This window comes from Paenibacillus sp. DRB1-1, from assembly GCF_052119485.1.
In the GTDB taxonomy this organism is placed as follows: domain Bacteria; phylum Bacillota; class Bacilli; order Paenibacillales; family Paenibacillaceae; genus Paenibacillus; species Paenibacillus polymyxa_B.
Map to the genome: position 1 here is coordinate 1 of NZ_JBODQH010000002.1, position 20,013 is coordinate 20,013.

Consider the following 20,013-nt stretch of genomic DNA (forward strand, 5'->3'; position numbering starts at 1 on the left):
GCAAATGCGTACCGGAATCGTGTTGATAAACAATCCGATCATGTTCTCCACGCCTGGAATGTCTGCCGGACGACCGGATACCACACCACCAAACACAACATCCTGATGATTATTGTATTGCTGTAAAATAACGCCCCACACGCTTTGCAGCAATGTATTAATCGTGACATGTTGTTGCTTGGCCATTTGGTTCAATGCCGCGGTCCGTTCTTTACCCAACATAAATGGCAGCTTTTCCGAAACATAGCCGGAATGGGAACCCGCACCGCTTTCGTCCGGTTCTTCATCCCGTGCAACTACAGAAGCTTGCGCGTTCTCACCAGGCAACAAGGTTTGCTGCTCAAAGTCCGCCAAATAGTCGCTCCAATAACGGGTTGCTTCCTGTGTATCCTGATCTTCCAACCATTCGATATAGTCACTATACGGCTTGACAGGTGCGAGTTCTGGCTGCTTGTGCTCCAGCAGGGCAACATAGGCACCAAACACTTCGTCCGTCACCAGCGACAGGCACCAGCCGTCCATCACCATATGATGGAAGCTCCATACAAAACGGTAGGAGCTATCACCCGTGCGGAAGACGGTTACGCGCATGAGCGCATCCTTGCCTAAATCAAAGTTTCGGACTTTATCCTGGGCCACAAATTCAGCTACAGCGTCTTCACGCCCTCGGACATCCTCATAACGGAAGCTCGGATTTTTATGACGATAGACGATCTGCAACGGTTGACCATACCAGCCGCTGTAGAAATTCGTCCGTAATATCGCATGTCGGCTTACCAGGAGCTTCAGACTTTCCTCGAATAGGGACGGTTCAAAGTGCCCCTCCAGATCAAAGGTCGCCTGTTCAAAATACACGCCTGTTTCTGCATTCATCAGACTATGGAACAGCATTCCCTTTTGCATGGGCGTTAACGGATACACATTTTCCAGTTCCCCAACCGTCTTGGTCTGCTCCTTAATCGTATCTAATTGCTCCAGGGTCAGACCTTTTAGCAATACATCACTTGGGGTCAATTCGGTCCGCTCCCGTGTGACACAGTGCTCAATCATTTCAAGCAGGTTGGATTTTAACAGATTAGCCAGCATGTGGACTGTGTCCTTACGGAAGGCTTTGCCGTTATACCGAATGTCCAGTTCCAGGACACCGTTCGTTACGATTCCGCTCACATCCAGAGCATATTTCATCTTCGTCCGGTCACTAAAGACCGATCCAATCGAGTAAGGAGACCTACGCATATCGCTGTTTTGCAAGTCCTGATCAAACTGACCGAGGTAATTGAAGCTCACTTGTGGCTCGGCAAAAGCTTGACGTTGACCAAGGTGCTGTGCATCTGCTTGCTGACCAACCGCTTGGCCGGATTCACTCAAATATCTCCAGATTCCGTAGCCCAATCCTTTATTCGGAATATGACGCAGGCTCTCTTTGACCTGTTTGATGCGTCCCGACAAAGCGTGATCACGACCGATGTCTAGCAATACCGGATATTGACTCGTAAACCAGCCTACCGTACGAGAAATGTCCGTATCCGGCAAAATGTCCTCACGTCCGTGTCCCTCCAGATTGATCAGGCTGCGTTCATGGCCGGTCCATGTGTACAGCATCATGCCCAAAGCAGTCAGGAGCAGATCGTTCACTTCCGTGTTATATGCACGGTGCGCTTGCTTCAACAGCCGTTCGGTCTCTTCTTCCGTAAGCTGGACGACCACTGTATCCGTGTCAGCCAAGGTAAAGGGCTCAGCCTGCGCTTGATCCTCAGGCAAACGTCCTTGGTCAGCCCAAGCGGCTGCGTTCCATTGCTCCCAATAGGCGTGTTCACTTTCCATGGCTGGGCTATTCGCATAGGAGGAAAGTTGCCCAGCCCAGGAACGGAAGGAATCCGTTTTGTCCGGCAGCTGAAGCACTTCCTGATGAACAGCCTGTTCATAGGCAGTAGCCAAATCCTCGAACAAAATACGCCAGGATACCCCGTCCACCACCAAATGGTGAATTGCCATCAGGAGATGATCCCCGTCTGCACAGTGGAACAAACCCGCTTTAAGCAGCGGCCCTTCATGCAGTTGGATACTGCTTTGAATTTCGGTGGATTTCGCTTCAATTGCCGCGCTGAGCATGGCTTCATCCGTCAAGTCCCTAAAGTCCAGCACATCCAGGTGATACAGCTCGCCTTCCTGTATTCCGCGATTCCATGCTTTATAGCCTTGCTCGGTCTTGCTGAACACCATCCGCAGTGCATCGTGGTGCTCCGTCAGCTTGATAAGCGCCTGACGCAAAGCAGCTTCGTCAAACCCCTGCTCCCGGTGCAGCATAACGGCCTGATTAAAGTGATGCGCATCCACTTGCTCCTGTGCAAAGAACCCGTGCTGGATCGGAAGCAACGCCGTTTCTCCGCTCACTTCTCCCTGATCTACCATACGACTTGCCTCGTGCATATGCGGTGCCAGGGTTGCAACGATGGGATAGCGGAACAAATCCTTCATGTCCAGCTTGTAGCCTGCCTGGAACGCACGGGACACGATTTGAATCGCCTTGATCGAATCGCCGCCCAGGTCAAAGAAATTGTCCAACATTCCGACGGTTGGCACGCCCAGGACGGATTGCCAGACCGCTACGAGTGCCCGTTCCGGTGCAGTGCGCGGCTCTACATAATCCGCTCCGCTTTGCAGGCTGCCTTCCGGTGCCGGCAGGGACTTGCGGTCGATTTTACCGTTTGGTGTCAGCGGCATCTGCTCCAACTGAATGAAATACGACGGCATCATATAGCTTGGCAGCTCCCGCCCCAGCTCATGTCTCAGTTCACCGGCTCCAAGTTCTTGACTCGCGACGTAGTACGCCACGAGCTGTGTTTGGCCCGTTTCGTCCCCACGGGCCATGATGACCGCTTCTTGTACCGACTCCACCTGCAACAACTGCGATTCGATCTCGCCCAGTTCGATCCGGTAGCCCCGAATTTTCACCTGATGGTCCATCCGCCCCAAATATTCAATGTTGCCGTCCGGCGTCCATCTCGCCAAATCGCCTGTATGGTACATCCGCTCATGGCCTGCCTTGCCGCCAGCAAACGGATTATTTACAAATTTCTCGGCCGTCAGTTCTTCACGTTTCCAATACCCACGGGCTAATCCTTCCCCTGCAATACATAACTCGCCCGGCACACCGACTGGCTGCAACTCTCCACTCGCATTCATGATATAGATTTGGGTATTCGCGATAGGACGTCCGATATTAATGTCTTGAGCATGGGTCAGTTCCTGTACGGCCGACCACACCGTCGTTTCTGTAGGTCCGTACATGTTATAAATGCGGGGACCGTTTATTTCTTGCAGTGCTGTGAGCAGCTTGGACGGAAGGGCTTCACCCCCGACCATAATGACCTTCACGCTTTGCAGCGTGCGGGAACCTGCTTCATGTCCCAGCAGCATTTGCAGCCGGGATGGGGTCATTTGCAACATCTCAATAGAATGTTGAGTAATCAACTCACCCAGCGCCTGCGGATTCACCTGATGCTGGCGGTCACCAAGCACAACAGACATTCCACCCAGCAGGGGCAGGATGGTTTCCAAGACGAAAATATCAAATGAAATGGTCGTGAGTGACAAAATGGTTTGGCTCGCTTCAAAGTCAATGGCTTCGCGCATCCCACTAATAAAATTGAGTACTGAGCGATGCTGGAGCATAACTCCTTTCGGATTCCCAGTCGAACCCGAGGTATAGATGACGTAAGCCAAATGCTCTGGGCGGGCAATCGTCTCCAGGTTGCTACTTTCTCCCTGATACAATGCGGCATCCTCAAGAAACAGGGTATTGGCATGGCAATGGTGCTCTTCTGCCAGCTCACGACGGGTCAGAAGCACTGCGGCCTCGCTGTCTTCCAGCATGTATTCAATACGAGAGGACGGAAATTCCGGATCGATTGGCACATAAGCACCACCTGCTTTTAGAACGGCCAGCAGACCTACGATCATTTCCACGGAGCGCTGCACCATCAGACCCACCAGTTTGTCAGGTCCTACTCCCTGGGCTTGAAGCATTCGGGCCAATGAATTTGCCCGTTCATTCAGCTCCCGATAACTCAGACTCTGATTTCCAAACACCAATGCCACCTGATCTGGCGTACACTCCACCTGATCCTCGAACAGCTGATGGATCGTCTGTTTGGACGGAAATGCACAAGCAGTGTCATTAAATGCCGCTGTAATCTGTTGCTTTTCCGCTGCTGTGACCAATTCCAACTCTTCAACCCGAACATTTGGGTTGAGCGAAATTTGCTCCAAGAGACGGGTAAAATGTCCATACAGACGCTCAATGCCTTTCCGATCAAAGCAGAGCGTATTATACATAAACCGAATCTTTATGCCTTCTCCCGGCATCACGACGACGTTCAGATCATAGTTGGTTTGCTCTATAGACACCACATTTGAAATCGTAAATGGTTCCTGTCCATCGTTTCCCAACTGCTCTACTTGCTGCTCCACCGGATAATTTTCAAACACCATAATATGGTTGATCAAATCCCGTTTATGCTCGGACAGAGCCTGAATTTCATACAGCGGGAAGGCATCATAGGCATTGGAAGCCAGCGCTTGCTGCTGTGTTCGTTTCATCAGCTCGTTAAAGGCTTCGCCCTCTTCTGACTGCACGCGCACTGGAATCGTATTAATGAATAGCCCGATCATGTGCTCCACACCTGGAATATCCCCTGGACGACCAGACACAACGCTGCCGAACACGACATCCGAACTGTTATTATATTTTTGCAACAAAACGCCCCATACTGTCTGAATCAGCGTATTGATCGTGACCTGATTTTGCTTCGCCACCCGTTCGATCTGAGCCACCAGCTTCGGCTGGAATTCGCAATCCAGTTCTCCGGCGATATACTCCCCGGCTTGTAAGGATTTAGGATGTATTTTTTGCTGCGGAAGCGTAATTTGCTGCTCATAGTCTGCCAGATAGCTGCTCCAGTACTGCAAAGCCGCTTCACGATCCTGGCGCTCTAGCCATTCAATAAAACGACTGAACGGCGTGACAGGCTCCAGTACTGGCTCCTCACCCGCACGAAGTGCCAGATAGCTGCCAAATACCTCCTGTGTCATAAAGGACAAGCACCAGCCATCCATCAAAATGTGATGGAAGCTCCAGATAAAGTGGTACGTTTCATCCCCGGTTTGCAGGATAGAGATACGAATGAGCGCGTCCTCCGCCAGACGGAATCCTTTGGCTTTATCTGCAAGGGTAAAAGCTTCAACACGAGCTTTACGTTCTTCTTTTTCCAGTCCGCGCAGGTCTTCATAATACAACTCTCCGCTGCGATTGCAGAAAACGACCTGTATTGGCTCATTGTTCCAAGAGTTGATAAAATTCGTCCGCAATGCCTCATGACGTTGTACGAGCAGATCAAAGCTTTTACCGAAAGTAACCACATCAAACCGTCCGTGCAACTCAAAGGTGGCCTGTTCAAAATAAGCCTCCGAAGCCTCATCCATCAGGCTGTAGAAAAGCATGCCCTTTTGCATCGGTGTCAAGGCATACACATTTTCCAGTTCACCCAGATCTCGCGTATCTTCCACCAATTGCTCCAACTCGTCCAGCGTGATGTTATTTAGCAGAACATCACTTGGGGTCAACACCGTTCTTTCCTGCGCAACGCAATGGCTAATCACCTCACGCAAGCCGGATGCCAGTAGTTCTCCAAGCCGTGCAATCGTTTCATGCCGGAATTGCGTTGTACCGTAGCGAATCGTGAAAATCAGTTGGCCATCCTCGATGACTCCATTGATATCCAGCGCAAAATCCATAGACGCATTCGTGCTGACAGGCACACCGATGGAATAGGAGGAAGGCTCCAGATCGTTGCCTTTATAATCCTGATCGAATTGACCCAGATAGTTAAAACTGATCTCAGGCTGAGCCTTTAACTGCACGTCTGCTTTCTCCAGAACATTCGTATCCGACAGGTATCGTAAAATACCATAGCCGATGCCTTTCTGCGGAATATGACGCAGCCCTTCCTTGACCCGTTTGATCAGACGAGCGGTATTTCCTCCCTGTCCCAGACTTCCATCCAGAACAACCGGGAACTGGCTCGTAAACCAGCCGACCGTCCGCGTAATATCCACATCCGGTACAATGGCTTCCCGTCCATGGCCTTCCAGGTTGACCAGCACCCGTTCGGAACCAGACCAGTCATAAACGGCTTTTCCGAGCGCAGCCAACAACAGGTCATTCATTTCCGTGTTGTATGCGCGATGAGCTTGTTTGAGCAACTGCTCGGTTTCCTGCTTCGTCCAGCGGACCGTCACAACCTCACTGTCCCCAAGCAATGCATTGTCATTCGCAAAATCCTTCGGCAAAGGCTTCGCAAGACTGGCTTCTGCTTGTTCGATATGCTGCCAGTATGCGAGCTCCCGCTCTATCGTCGCACGATTCGCGTAGGCTGACAGCTGTTTAGCCCATGCCTGGAACGAATCTGTTTTATGCGGCAGTCGAATAGCTGTGCCTGTTTTACCTTCAACGGCCTGCTCATAACCCGATGCCAGGTCCTCCAGTAAAATACGCCACGATACACCGTCCACGACCAAATGATGAATGACGATTAGCAAATGATCGCCCTCAGCGCAATGGAACAGACCGAGCTTCACAAGTGGACCCTCGCTCAAGTGAATGCTTGCTTGAATTTCACTCGCCTTGGCTTCTACAGCGGTGGATTCGTCTTCAACTCTGCTAAAATCTACGATGTCCAGCGTGTATAGCTCGCCTTCCACCACACTGCGGTTCCAAGCGGCATAGCCTTGCTCCGTCTCACGGAATACAGTGCGCAATGCGTCATGATGCTGGACAATACGTTCCATCGTACGGCGCAGCGCGTCGACATCAAAGCGCCCAGCTCGATACAGCATCATCGCCTGGTTGCTGTGGTGCAGATCAACCGGCTGCTGCTCGAAGAACCACCGTTGAATGGGTGTCAGATCTACCTTACCTACTGCCTCTTCCTGGCTGGCAATCTTGCCATCTGTACGAAGCAAAGGACTGAGTGACGCTACCGTCGGATTGCTAAACAAATCCTTCATGTCCAGTCGATACCCTGCTTGCAGCAATCGGGATGATACTTGCAATGCTTTGATCGAATCGCCGCCCAGTTCAAAGAAGTTATCCTGCGTGCCTACCGTTTCGGCACCCAGCACCCCGGCCCATACTGAAGCTAAAACCTGTTCCACCGTGGTACGCGGTGCCACATAGGCTGCGCCGGTATGGATGCTTCCTTCCGGTTCCGGCAAGGCCTTGCGGTCGATTTTTCCATTGTTAGTCAGCGGGATCGTCTCCAGTCGCATCAAGCGTGCAGGTACCATATGTGCTGGCAGCCCTGCTTCCAGCTCGGTCTGTACCTCCTCGATCCGCAGCTCGGTTTCTCCTGTGATGTACCCGCACAAGTACTTGTGTCCACGCTCATCCGTCCGGTCGATGACTACCGCTTGACGCACACCCGGCACCCGCTGGATTGCCGTTTCAATCTCGCCCAGCTCGATTCGATATCCACGGATTTTCACTTGATAGTCCATCCGGCCGATAAAGTCCACATTGCCGTCTGGCATCCACCGCGCGAGGTCACCTGTGCGGTACAATCGTTCACCGGCTACATACGGGTTCGCTACGAACTTCTCGGCCGTCAGGTCCGCACGATTCAGGTATCCCCGTGCTACCCCGGCTCCGCCAATGCACAGCTCGCCCAGCACACCGATCGGCACCGGATTCAGCTGGCTGTCCACGATGTAGAAGCGTGCGTTCAGCCACGCCTGACCAATCGGTACACTGCCGCTGTCCGGCAGCTTCGACAGTTCTTCGTCGTAGAAGCTGGAGTCGATTGCCGCTTCCGTGACGCCGTAGCTGTTCATAATGCGAATATCCGCACCAAATCGTTCTTGCAGCACCCGGTAATCCGTCACGCTGCAGCTATCCGAGCTGGTGATCAGCAATTCCAGACTGCTCATGTCCAGCCCGTGTTCATGCACATGCTGCATAAACGGTACAATCAAGGCCGGGGTTGATTCGAACACCGTAATCTGATAATCGTGAATCCAGCCGTATAGACGGCTTGGGTCAATGCGATCATCTTTCGGACAAATGACCATCGTGCCACCGTTATAGAGCGCCCGCGCGATATCGCCGACGAACACGTCGAAGGAGAAGCTCGCCAGTTGCAGCAACCGTACCGGGAACTGGTTCAGACGGTAATCCCGGCGGTAGGCGGCGGCTGTGTTTACCAGACTGTGATGCTCAATCATGACCCCTTTTGGACGTCCCGTTGTACCGGACGTGTAGATCACATACGCCAGATCCTGCGGCTCATTGATATGTTCCACATCCGTGGCATCCCCGGTGTACAATGACTCATCGTCCAGTGCCAGTACGGTGTGCAGACGCAAGTTCGCTGCGGATTCGGATGCTACTTCGCTATCAGACTCCGAATCTGATTTCAAGCTTAATCCCTCATTAAGGCTGTCTCTTTCCATCGTCTCAGCGCCAGCTGCTGTCTCCAACTCGCCCTCAGACTGCCCTCCGGCCAAGGCCTGTTGGCTTTCCTCCAGCCATGCTTGGGCACGCTCCTGCAAACCTGTTTGAGTCAGTAGCACCGTAGCGCCGCTGTCCTCCAGCATAAAGCGGATACGGTCAGACGGATAATCCGCATCTAAAGGTACATATGCACCTCCGGCTTTCCATACCGCCAATACGCCGACCAGCATGTCGACCGAACGCTCGCTCAAAATACCAACAATGGATTCGCGCCCAATGCCTTCATTCCGCAATCTACGAGCAAGTTGGTTGCCACGCTCGTTCAGCTCGCGGTACGTAAGCTGCCGCTCCTCGTATACAACTGCCACGTGATCCGGCACAAGCTGCGCTTGTTCTTCCACATAGGCGTGGAACAACCCTTCTGATTGCTTTTCATCACTCAACGCAGATGCACCAACGGAACCAAAGCCGTCGATGATCTTCACTTTTTCCTCAGCAGTCACTAGCTCCAGCTCATCTACTAGCGCATGCGGTTTGTGAATTGCTTCTTCTATGACACGCAGCCAGTGCTCACGGAATTGCTCGACAGCTGCACGTTCAAACACCAGCGCGTTGAATTCCAAATGAATATCCATTTCATCGCCTGGCACCACTGTAATATTGAAATCATAGTTCGTTTGCTCTGACATTGAAGCATTGGCAATCGTAAAACCGTTCGTGTCACGGCTGCCCATGTGCTCCATCCGCTGTTCCACTGGATAGTTTTCAAACACCATAATATGATTTACCAGATCCTGCTTTTGCTCAGTCAGGGCCTGAATTTCATACAACGGATAGGTTTCATAGGCACGGGAAGCCAGCGCCTGCTCCTGGGTCTGCTTCATCAGCTCAGCAAACGTTACATCTTTTGGACTATGAATCCGTACAGGAACGGTATTAATGAACAAACCAACCATTGTATCTATGCCTGGAATATCCGCTGATCTACCAGATACGACACTGCCAAATACAACATCCCGACTGTTGTTATACCGTTGCAGCACAACGCCCCACGCCGCTTGCAGCAGTGTATTGACCGTTACCTGCTGCTGCTTGACCAGCTTGTTCATCTGCTTGGTCACTTCACGGCTCAGGGTAAACGAAAGCTTATCCCCTTCATATCCCTTCGCGTGACCGTCCAGCTGTTTTGTCTGCGGCAGCACTGTTTGCTGCTCAAAACCTGCAAAATAGTCACTCCAGAACCGCTCAGCCTCCATGTTGTCCTGCCGATCCAGCCATTCAATATATTCACTGTATGGCGTTACCGGGGCAAGCTCCGGCTTGTGGTCTTCGAGGATGGCAAAGTACGTATTAAATGCCTCTCCTACAATTAGGAACAAGCACCAGCCGTCCATCAAAATATGGTGGAAGCTCCACACAAAACGGTACGACTCCTCACCTGTACGCAAAATAGACACCCGCATCAGCTCGCCTGAGCTGAAATTAAAGCCTTCGGCTTTGTCACGCTCAGCAAAATCAGCAATGTATGCGTCCTGCTCTCCTTGTCCCAGTGAACGTACATCTTCAAAACAGAATCCAGCCGCTTTATGGCGGTACACTACCTGTAAAGGCTGCTCATTCCAGCCGCTATAAAAATTCGTTCTGAATATTTGATGGCGATCCACCAGTTGATTTAAGCTTTCAGCAAAAGCCTCCACTTGAAAGCTGCCTTGCAGATCAAATGTCGCCTGCTCAAAGTACGCCCCGGATTTCGGCTCCATTAAGCCGTGGAACAGGATACCTTTTTGCATGGGTGTTAACGAATAAATGTTTTCCAGCTCTCCCGCAGCAGCGGTTTGCTCTACAATGTGCTCCAATTCTCCAGCCGACAGTCCCTGGAAGGACAGATCGCTTGGCGTCAGTTCCGGCAGCTCTTTTTGCACGCAATGGGCTAATACCTGACGCAAGCTTTCCTGAAGCAGGCTAGCGAGTCTTTGGATTGATTTTTTCATAAATGTTTTCCTGCTGTAGCTGATCGTCAGCTCCAGTGCACCGTTCATGATCATGCCGTTGATATCCAGGGCATACCGCTTGGTTAACGTGTCACTAACGGAAGCTCCCATGGAATAAGGAGACATGCCAAATGCATTATGTTTCAAATCCTGATCGAATTGTCCGAGATAGTTAAAGCTGATTTCCGGCTCGGCGACAAAAGCAGCTTCCCCTTCCCTAGGCGCAGAAAGATATCTCAAAATCCCGTATCCAATTCCTTTATGCGGCAAACGACGCAGCCCTTCCTTGACACTCTTGACACGTCGTCCCACATTCCGATCCTCGCCCATATCGAGTACAACCGGGAATTGGCTGGTAAACCAACCGACCGTCCGCGTAATATCCACATCCGGCAAAATGGCTTCCCGTCCGTGCCCCTCCAGATTTACAAGCACCTGACGGATGCCTGCCCACTCCTGAATTGCAGTGCCCAGAGCTGTCAGCAACAGGTCGTTCGCTTCCGTATTGTAGGCCCGGTGTGCCTGCTTCAAAAATTTCTCTGTTTCTTCGACCGTCCATACCACGGTCAGTGTGCGGTCATCTCGTAGCTGAGGCTTGACCTCGGATTTGCAAGTGTAATCCTTGGGCAAAGCTGCTTGTGTAGCTGCTGCTTGCTCCAGCTGTTGCCAGTACGTACGTTCCTTCTCCAAAGCCGAACTGTTCGCATATGTCGACAGCTGATCAGCCCACAGACGGAAGGAGTCCGTCTTATTCGGCAAACGGACAGACTCGCCCCGTAAAGACTGCTCATAGCCGGTTGCCAAATCTTCCAGCAAAATACGCCAAGACACACCATCGACCACCAAATGGTGAATCGCCACAAGCAAATGATCTCCATCCGGGCAACGGAACAGACCCAACTTTACCAGCGGTCCTTGGGACAGGTTCATGTTGGTTTGAATTTCAGTTGCTTTCGCCTCAATCGTCGCGCTCAGCATGGCTTTATCTGTCAAAGCTCTAAAGTCCAGTACGTCCAGATGGTACAACTCGCCTTCCTGTATTCCGCGGTTCCACGCTTCATAGCCTTGCTCGGTCTTCCTGAACACCATCCGCAGTGCATCGTGGTGCTCCGTCAGCTTGATAAGCGCCTGACGCAAAGCAGCTTCGTCAAAGCCCTGCTCCCGGTGCAGCATAACGGCCTGATTAAAGTGATGCGCATCCACTTGCTCCTGCGCAAAGAACCCGTGCTGGATCGGAAGCAACGCCGTTTCCCCGCTCACTTCTCCCTGATCTGCCATACGACTTGCCTCGTGCATATGCGGTGCCAGTGCTGCGACGGTTGGATACCGAAGCAGATCCTTCATGTCCAGCTTATAGCCTGCCTGGAACGCACGAGATACGATTTGAATCGCCTTGATCGAATCGCCGCCCAGGTCAAAGAAATTATCCAACATTCCAACGGTTGGCACACCCAGGACGGACTGCCAGACCGCTACGAGTGCCCGTTCCGGTGCAGTGCGCGGCTCTACATAATCTGCTCCGCTTTGCAGGCTACCTTCCGGTGCTGGCAAGGACTTGCGATCGATTTTACCGTTCGGTGTCAGCGGCATCTGCTCCAACTGAATGAAATACGACGGCACCATATAGCTTGGTAGCTCCCGTCCCAGCTCACTTCTCAGTTCGCTGGCTCCCAGTTCTTGACTCGCCACATAGTACGCAACTAGTTGTTTTTGGCCCGTTTCGTCCGTATGGGCCACGACGACCACTTCTCGTACCGACTCCACCTGCAACAGCTGCGATTCGATCTCGCCCACTTCGATCCGGTAGCCCCGGATTTTCACCTGATGGTCCATCCGTCCCAAATATTCAATGTTGCCGTCCAGCGTCCATCTCGCCAAATCGCCTGTACGGTACATCCGTTCATACCCGACTCTGCCTCCGGCAAACGGATTATTCACAAATTTCTCGGCCGTCAGTTCTTCGCGTTTCCAATACCCACGAGCCAAGCCTTCCCCTGCAATACATAGCTCGCCTGGCACACCGACTGGCTGCAATTCTCCACTCGCATTCATGATATAGATTTGAGTATTCGCGATAGGACGTCCGATATTAATGTCTTGAGCATGAGTCAGTTCCTGTACGGCCGACCACACCGTCGTTTCTGTAGGTCCGTACATGTTATAAATGCGGGGACCGTTTATTTCTTGCAGTGCTGCGAGCAGCTTGGACGGAAATGCTTCACCCCCGACCATGATTTCCTTTACGTCTCGTAGCGCGCGGGAACCTGCTTCATGATCCAACAACATTTGCAGCCGGGATGGGGTCATTTGCAACATCTCAATATGATGATGAGTAATCAACTCACCAAGCGCCTGCGGGTCCACCTGATGCTGGCGGTCGCCAAGCACAACAGTCATTCCGCTCAACAGGGGCAGGATGGTTTCCAAGACGAAAATATCAAATGAAATGGTCGTGAGTGACAAAATCGTTTTACTCGCTTCAAAGTCGATGATTTCGCGCATCCCGGTAATAAAGTTGAGTACCGAGCGATGTTGGAGCATAACTCCTTTTGGATTCCCAGTCGAACCCGAGGTATAGATGACGTAAGCCAAATGCTCTGAGCGGGCAATCGTCTCCAGGTTATCGCTCTCTGCCTGATACAATGCGGCATCCTCAAGAAACATGGTATTGGCGGAGCAATGATGCTCCTCAGCCAGCTCGCGACTGGTTAGAAGCACTGCAGCCTTGCTGTCTTCCAGCATGTATTCAATACGAGAAGACGGAAATTCGGGATCAATCGGCACATAAGCACCGCCTGCTTTTAGAACGGCCAGCAGACCTACGATCATTTCCACGGAGCGCTGCACCATCAGACCCACCAGTTTGTCAGGTCCTACTCCCTGGGCTTGAAGCATTCGGGCCAATGAATTTGCCCGTTCATTCAGCTCCCGATAAGTCAGACTCTGATTTCCAAACAAAATCGCTGTCTGATCCGGTGTACGTTCTGCCTGTTCCTCGAATAGCTCATGAATCCCCACATCGTGTGGATAGGGCACTGCTGTCGCATTAAATACATCCATAATTTGTGCCTGCTCCTCATCACTCATCAGTGACAATTCCTGAATCCGCTTCTGTGGCCCTTTCACCATATGCTCTACCACACTCAGGAATTGGCGAATAATTCGGGCGATCTCCTGCTCGCTGAACAACTCGGTCCGATAATCCAGTTGCAATACAAGTTTATCGTCATCCAGCATGTCTATCATGGCAATATCGAAGTCACTCACCGTATCTCCGCAGAAATCGGTATGCACCTGCTGAACGGCTTCATCAAAACGGAAGAAGCTCAGCGTACGGTACTGAATGGTAACGCCAAATAGGCGGCGAATATCCGTGCCGCTTTGCTGTTCACGCAAATCCTGAATGATTTTGTTGTACGGATAACGCTGATGCCGCAAAATGGACGCCTGCTCCTTGCCAACACCCTGCAGGAAGGTGAGCAGCTCGGATTCCGGCTCAACCTGCAGACGTGTTGCCACGGTGCTGACGAACATGCCCATTGTATTTTTTTCCTTTTTCAACGTACGGTTAGCATACAATGTACCCACGGTTAAATCCTGTTCCCCTGTCATTTTATGCAAATAAATATACAGAGCAGCCAGGAAAAATGTAAAAATACTGATGTTATTCGCCTCGCAAAAAGCCGTGACACCACGATATAATTCGTGCTCCAGTGTATAGTTCTCACGGCGTGCAGCCGTACTCACCGTGAGCGGATTGTATGATTTTAAACCTGTAACCTCTGGCAAATCGGCAAATTTCTCTGTCCAGTACGTCTTGTCCTTTTGATAGCGGTCCGATTGCTCATAGCTTTGCTCCACCTGAATAAAATCGAGATATGAATTCGCTGGAGCCGGCGCATCTGAACCTGTATCATGCACAATATTCATATAATGCCCCGTAATTTCATTAATGGCCTGCTCCATGGTTACGCCGTCCGAAATAATATGGTGCATTTTGAAACTAAACCAGGTGTCTTCTGCCCCCAACTGCAAAATAACAAACCGATACAGCTGCGAATCCAACAAGGGGAACGGCTGTGCGTTATGATGGCTGACCCATAGCTCAGCTTCCTCCGGGGTAACCCGAAGCGTTTCTATGCTTTGAGCAGCAAACGGCTCCACATATTGATAGGGGATGCCTTCCCGAGCCGTGATTTTGATACGAAAAGAATCATTTTGTGCAATCACCCGGTTCATTGCCTGCTGCAATGCATCTATTCGAACCGTTCCCTTGATTTTAACAGTGGTAATAATCGTGGACGTGTTGCGATTGGGATACACAAGCTCCGTGTACCAAATACGTTGCTGTGGTTGGCTTAATGCAAACAATTGAACATTGTGCTGAGTCATACGTATCTCTCCTCGCGAAATAGATATGGGTAAAAAGTAACTCCTCATAAATGACCGCCCTTGTCAAGGAACTGGTCATGCGAACCTTTTCTCCGGCATTTAATTGCCAATGGCAGTCGGCAAAAGCGACCACTCCTGATATACCAATGAGATATGGGTGCCTTCGAAGAGCTGAATTTGAATCGAAACAAGCACATCTCTCTTTTTCATCGCTCACACTTTCGTAGTGCAAGCTTTTTAGTTGGGCGGACATAGTGAAACAACTCTGACTCTGGATGTATGAACATGTGCATGGAATGAGAACATTTTTGAATTATGCTGAGAGTACATCTTGATGGTGGGTTGTAGAATGGTTGCCGCAGTGTTAACAACGTAGTGTATCGTGATGTGTGCTGTCTGAATCTTGGCTGGGGGGTATCGATGCTGTGAGATGCATGAGCTACTGCAGCGTGGTTAGGAGCGTAATTCTAGGCTGAAAGGTGCGAAAAAATACTCACGACTGCGCTTATAACTTCCTGATTTTGTACATGGATGAAAAAATAATGGGCATCGGACGAGCCAACGGGATTCCCAGGCTGTTAAGGATACGTTTCGCATACCTTAAAAATAATAGAGTTGTTTTTTTGGAATACGGAAAATGTGAGACGGATTTACCAGATATGATGCTATGGACAGGGAATCTTGCAGTTTTACCTATACAACTGCCATGCTGTTTCGATTACAATCAGTGCTCCCATACAGTGTCTAACAAAGAAAACAGCTTTATGTACTTATGAAGCCATTTCGGGAAGCAGTGAGGGCATGTTGTCCTACTTGATGTCCATGGAGCTTCTGTTGAACAACTTTCATGTTCTGTTAGCCATTCAGGCAAAGCCCTCATGTCGGGCGAAACTAAATAACTGAATCTTCTCAGTCAGATGGATCACGATTTTTAAAACCAAGACATGACCGAGTCGACATATAAATTTCTCATATCCTCTTACTGTCCAAAATCTCACAATAAATCCTTATATCCCTTTTTTCCTCCCAATACTTTCTAGCTATTTTAAATATACAAACTTTAAAACCGATTAGCATGGGACATAAGTTCCAAATTTATTGATTTCATGAAATCAATAAATAACCCATATTATTCTATTATTTTTATATCTTCAAATGCAAGAATTTCACTTTTTTATTAAATTGAATACTGATCATGACCCGTTAACGTGATTCAAAACAAAATTTTCGATTTTATAAATTGATAAAATCAAAATGATATAGGCTTGCAAAAAAGTCCAAAACCCTTGTACCAAAACAAATTTTATGTTACATATCATTAACATAAATGTAACAAATCAATTCTGACATCATCCGACAAATTTCAACTTTTTCAGCAATATTCTTTAATTACCTATATAATGGAATTTATTTGTATTAAGCTGAAATGATTCAAAATTAATAACTCTTCACTTTTTAAATAGATAGTGACTTTTCATAGATCTTTTGAACTAATTCACATGCGGAATTTTCTTTAATTTTTCTCCTGAAATTTCAGTTCAGATTAAATTTTCTCTAATTTAAGCTATAAACTTTTATTTTTTAATTAATAGAAACGTTTTGATTTCCCTTTAAAAGTATAAATTTTTAGAAAATTCATAACTTTGGAACTATTTTTTTTCACAAAATTTAATGAACCGAAAACACAAAATAGCAAGTCTCTAAGTTGCATGAGACTTGCTATTTTTAAGTTTTGACGACTTGACCCTTAAGAATGAAGTGAATACTGCCACAGCGAACGTATCGGAAACATTTGTTGTGTGATGTATACTGTGTACGAATCGAATCGTTTTTGTTGCCGAGCGCATCACAACCGAGTGAGCTTCTGCCCTGTGACCAAACAGGAAACGAACCCTTTGAAACCACTCACCAGATATCCAGTCAAACCCTCGTACATAACGTCTTTTAGATGACAAGGGATTGCCGCAGCTGTTCACATTAACCGATTCAAAACGGTGTGCGTCATGTAGAAAAATTCTTGGTAATTGGATGGCTGCGTTTATGAATTTTCTAATTTATTGCTAGCAAAACTTTGGATTAGAAGAATCGTAAATTATGATCTGAAGATTGTTGAGAATTAATGATTATATTTTCAACATAATCACCAGCTAGTTTAAGCTGAAAGTCAACAAAGTGCTCAACGCATTCACCTTATGCTCATGCCGTTCTTCTTTAGTCCATTGCTCTATATTCTCTAGGCGCTCTCCTGGTTATTTCCTTGAAGTTACGATGAAAGGTTCTTAAATTGTTATAACCACACTTGATTGCAACTTCACCAATCGCCTGCTGGGAATTTTTCAGCAAATAGCATGCCTGTGAAATCCGATAATGATTTAAGTAGTCCGTGAAGGTCATGTTCATTTGTTGGACAAACAACTTTGATAGATAAGGATAGTCATACTGCAGATGTTTTGCAATGTCTTTTAATGTGCAATCAGTAGAATAATTTTCCTCTACATAAAGCAGCATCTTATAGAGCACCTTTGTCTGAGGTGATTGCTTAACTAGGGTAAAAGATTTCTGATTTATCAGATCAGCACAAACAGCATATAAAAAGCTTTTCTGACTATAGATTGAATTCAGCTTACTAAAATCAATAGCTCTCTCCAAATGCAGTGCACTGTCATTTGGAATTAAGCCTTTTAAATTCATAAAAAAGTCGCCGATCAATTCTGGCGAAAAAAGGATGATTGTAATATCAGAGTAATCGATGGTCTTAAATTCATGCATTTGATTTGTAAAGATAAAGACCAGATCATTTTCCTTCAAAAGATACTCTTTTTGATCAATGGATACATATAGCTGTCCATCATTAACATAGATCATTTCATATGCGCGGTGAAAATGAAGGGGAAAGCTATAATTCTTCAATGGAAAAAAATGAAAGAATTCTTCCCCCTCCATTCCATGTTTTTCAAATAAGACCATACAACTCTCCTTTGCCAGAACACTAATATTGTCTTAAAGTGTACTATACTTTGGATAGAATTAACAAATATTATTTCCTATAATAAAATAAATTGAATTTAAAGGAGGATATAAGACTATGGAGTATCACGTAGCAAAAACTGGTTCAGATCACGGCCAGGGGAGTCAGGAAGATCCATTTCTGACAATCAATAAAGCAGCTTCTGCTGCTGTGGCAGGAGACACGGTTATTGTCCATGAAGGGGTATATCGTGAATGGGTAAAACCAAAATTTAAAGGATTAAGCACCAAGAGAAGAATTACTTATCAAGCTGCAAAAGGTGAAAAAGTAATCATTAAAGGCTCAGAGCATATTCAAAGTTGGCAGCATGCAGAAGGGAATATTTGGAAGGTTATATTGCCGAATGAGTTTTTTGGTAACTATAACCCATATGCTCTTGAAGTCTCCGGAGATTGGCTCGTAACAATTGAGGAAACCAAGCATTTAGGAGACGTTTATTTAAACGGTATGTCTTTTTATGAAGTTAGCCGCTTTGAACAACTGATCGATCCGAAGGTTACAACAGAAGTATTGGACCACTGGACAAGAAAAATGGTTCCTGTTCATAATCAGGAACAGACAAAATATGTCTGGTTTGCAGAAGTGAATGCTGATAATACAACCATATATGCGAATTTCCAAGGCGCTGATCCGAACAGAGAATTTGTTGAGGTTAACGTTCGCAGATCTTGTTTCTATCCCCAAGAGACAGGGATTGATTATATTACAGTAAGAGGCTTTGAAATGGCGCAGGCCGCAACACCATGGGCACCTCCGACAGCGGATCAGCCTGGACTGCTTGGCGCCAATTGGAGCAAGGGTTGGATTATTGAAAACAATATCATTCACGATGCAAAATGCAGTGCCATCAGTATTGGTAAAGAAGCCTCCACCGGGCATAATTATCGCTCCGTTCGGAAAGACAAACCCGGATACCAGTACCAGCTTGAATCTGTCTTTTCTGCTGAACGTAATGGCTGGTGCAAGGAAAAAATCGGCTCCCATATTATCCGTAATAATACGATTTATGATTGCGGTCAAAATGGAATTGTGGGTCACTTAGGCGGTGTCTTTAGTGAAATTCATCACAACCATATATATAAAATTGCTCTGAAACGTGAATTCTACGGTCACGAAATTGCAGGAATCAAGCTCCATGCAGCCATAGATGTCCAGATTCACCATAACCGTATCCATGACTGCTCTTTAGGATTATGGTCAGATTGGCAGACACAGGGAACAAGGATTAGTAAGAATTTATTTTATAGCAATAATCGCGATTTGTTTGTTGAAGTAAGCCATGGGCCATATATCGTTGATCACAATATAATGGCTTCTGAATATTCTCTGGACAATGTGTCACAGGGTGGAGCTTACATAAACAACCTAATCTGCGGTAAGATGAATCATTGGAAAGAAATGACACGATCTACACAGTATCACCTCCCCCACAGCACCAAAATCGCAGGTTTTTCTTTCATTTACGGCGGTGATGACCGTTTTTATAATAATATTTTCATTGGAGCTGATGGATTAGAAGGTGTCGGAACGTCCCATTATAAAAACCACACGGCTTCTTTAGAAGAGTATATTGAAAACGTACACAAAAATCCCGGAGACGCTGAAATATTTAACTTGGTGGAACAACCTGTTTATATTAATAACAATGCGTATTTGGCCGGAGCAGAACCGTTTGAAAGAGAAAAAGATAAGATAGTTGACAAAAGCTTTCATCCAAACTTCAGAATAGTTGATAAGGGAGAAGAAGTTTATCTTTCCTGTGAATTACCGGAAAATTTCGATGTTTTTCTCGGTGAAGTACATTCAACAGCAACATTAGCACGGGTACGTATCGTTGACGCTGAATTTGAGCGCCCCGATGGTAGTGAAGTGATCCTGGATACTGATTTGTTGGATATGCAGAGAGTAGAAAAGTCTCCAATAGGGCCGATTACACTTTTGAAAAAAGGTGAAAATTATATTAAAGTTTGGTAATCCCTTATAGAAAAAGCCTTACACCTCTATAAATTATGGTGTAAGGCCTCTTTCACTGATATCGCTTGAATATTTTTTCAAATATAAGATTTTTGAATTTAATTTTATTAATGATCTGG

The 20,013-nt window shown here is 47.7% G+C and carries 3 protein-coding genes; 1 reads left to right on the top strand and 2 read right to left on the bottom strand.

What is annotated here, in order from left to right:
* Together ACQW03_RS24820 and ACQW03_RS24825 are read right to left on the bottom strand one after the other, a co-directional pair.
* Positions 1-14,892, bottom strand: a 14,892-nt coding sequence (locus ACQW03_RS24820; RefSeq protein WP_441952501.1) for an amino acid adenylation domain-containing protein, incomplete at its 3' end; no start/stop codon positions are given.
* A gap of 2,211 nt (positions 14,893-17,103) precedes the next feature.
* Positions 17,104-17,859 carry a helix-turn-helix transcriptional regulator gene (locus tag ACQW03_RS24825; RefSeq protein ID WP_076294754.1) on the bottom strand — a complete coding sequence of 252 codons (756 nt, stop codon included), beginning with the start codon at positions 17,857-17,859 and terminating at the stop codon, positions 17,104-17,106.
* Positions 17,860-17,977: 118 nt separating this feature from the next.
* Between ACQW03_RS24825 and ACQW03_RS24830 the strand changes: the two genes are divergently transcribed.
* Positions 17,978-19,894 carry a right-handed parallel beta-helix repeat-containing protein gene (locus ACQW03_RS24830; RefSeq protein WP_441952504.1) on the top strand — a complete coding sequence of 639 codons (1,917 nt, stop codon included), beginning with the start codon at positions 17,978-17,980 and terminating at the stop codon, positions 19,892-19,894.
* Positions 19,895-20,013 lie beyond the last annotated feature (119 nt).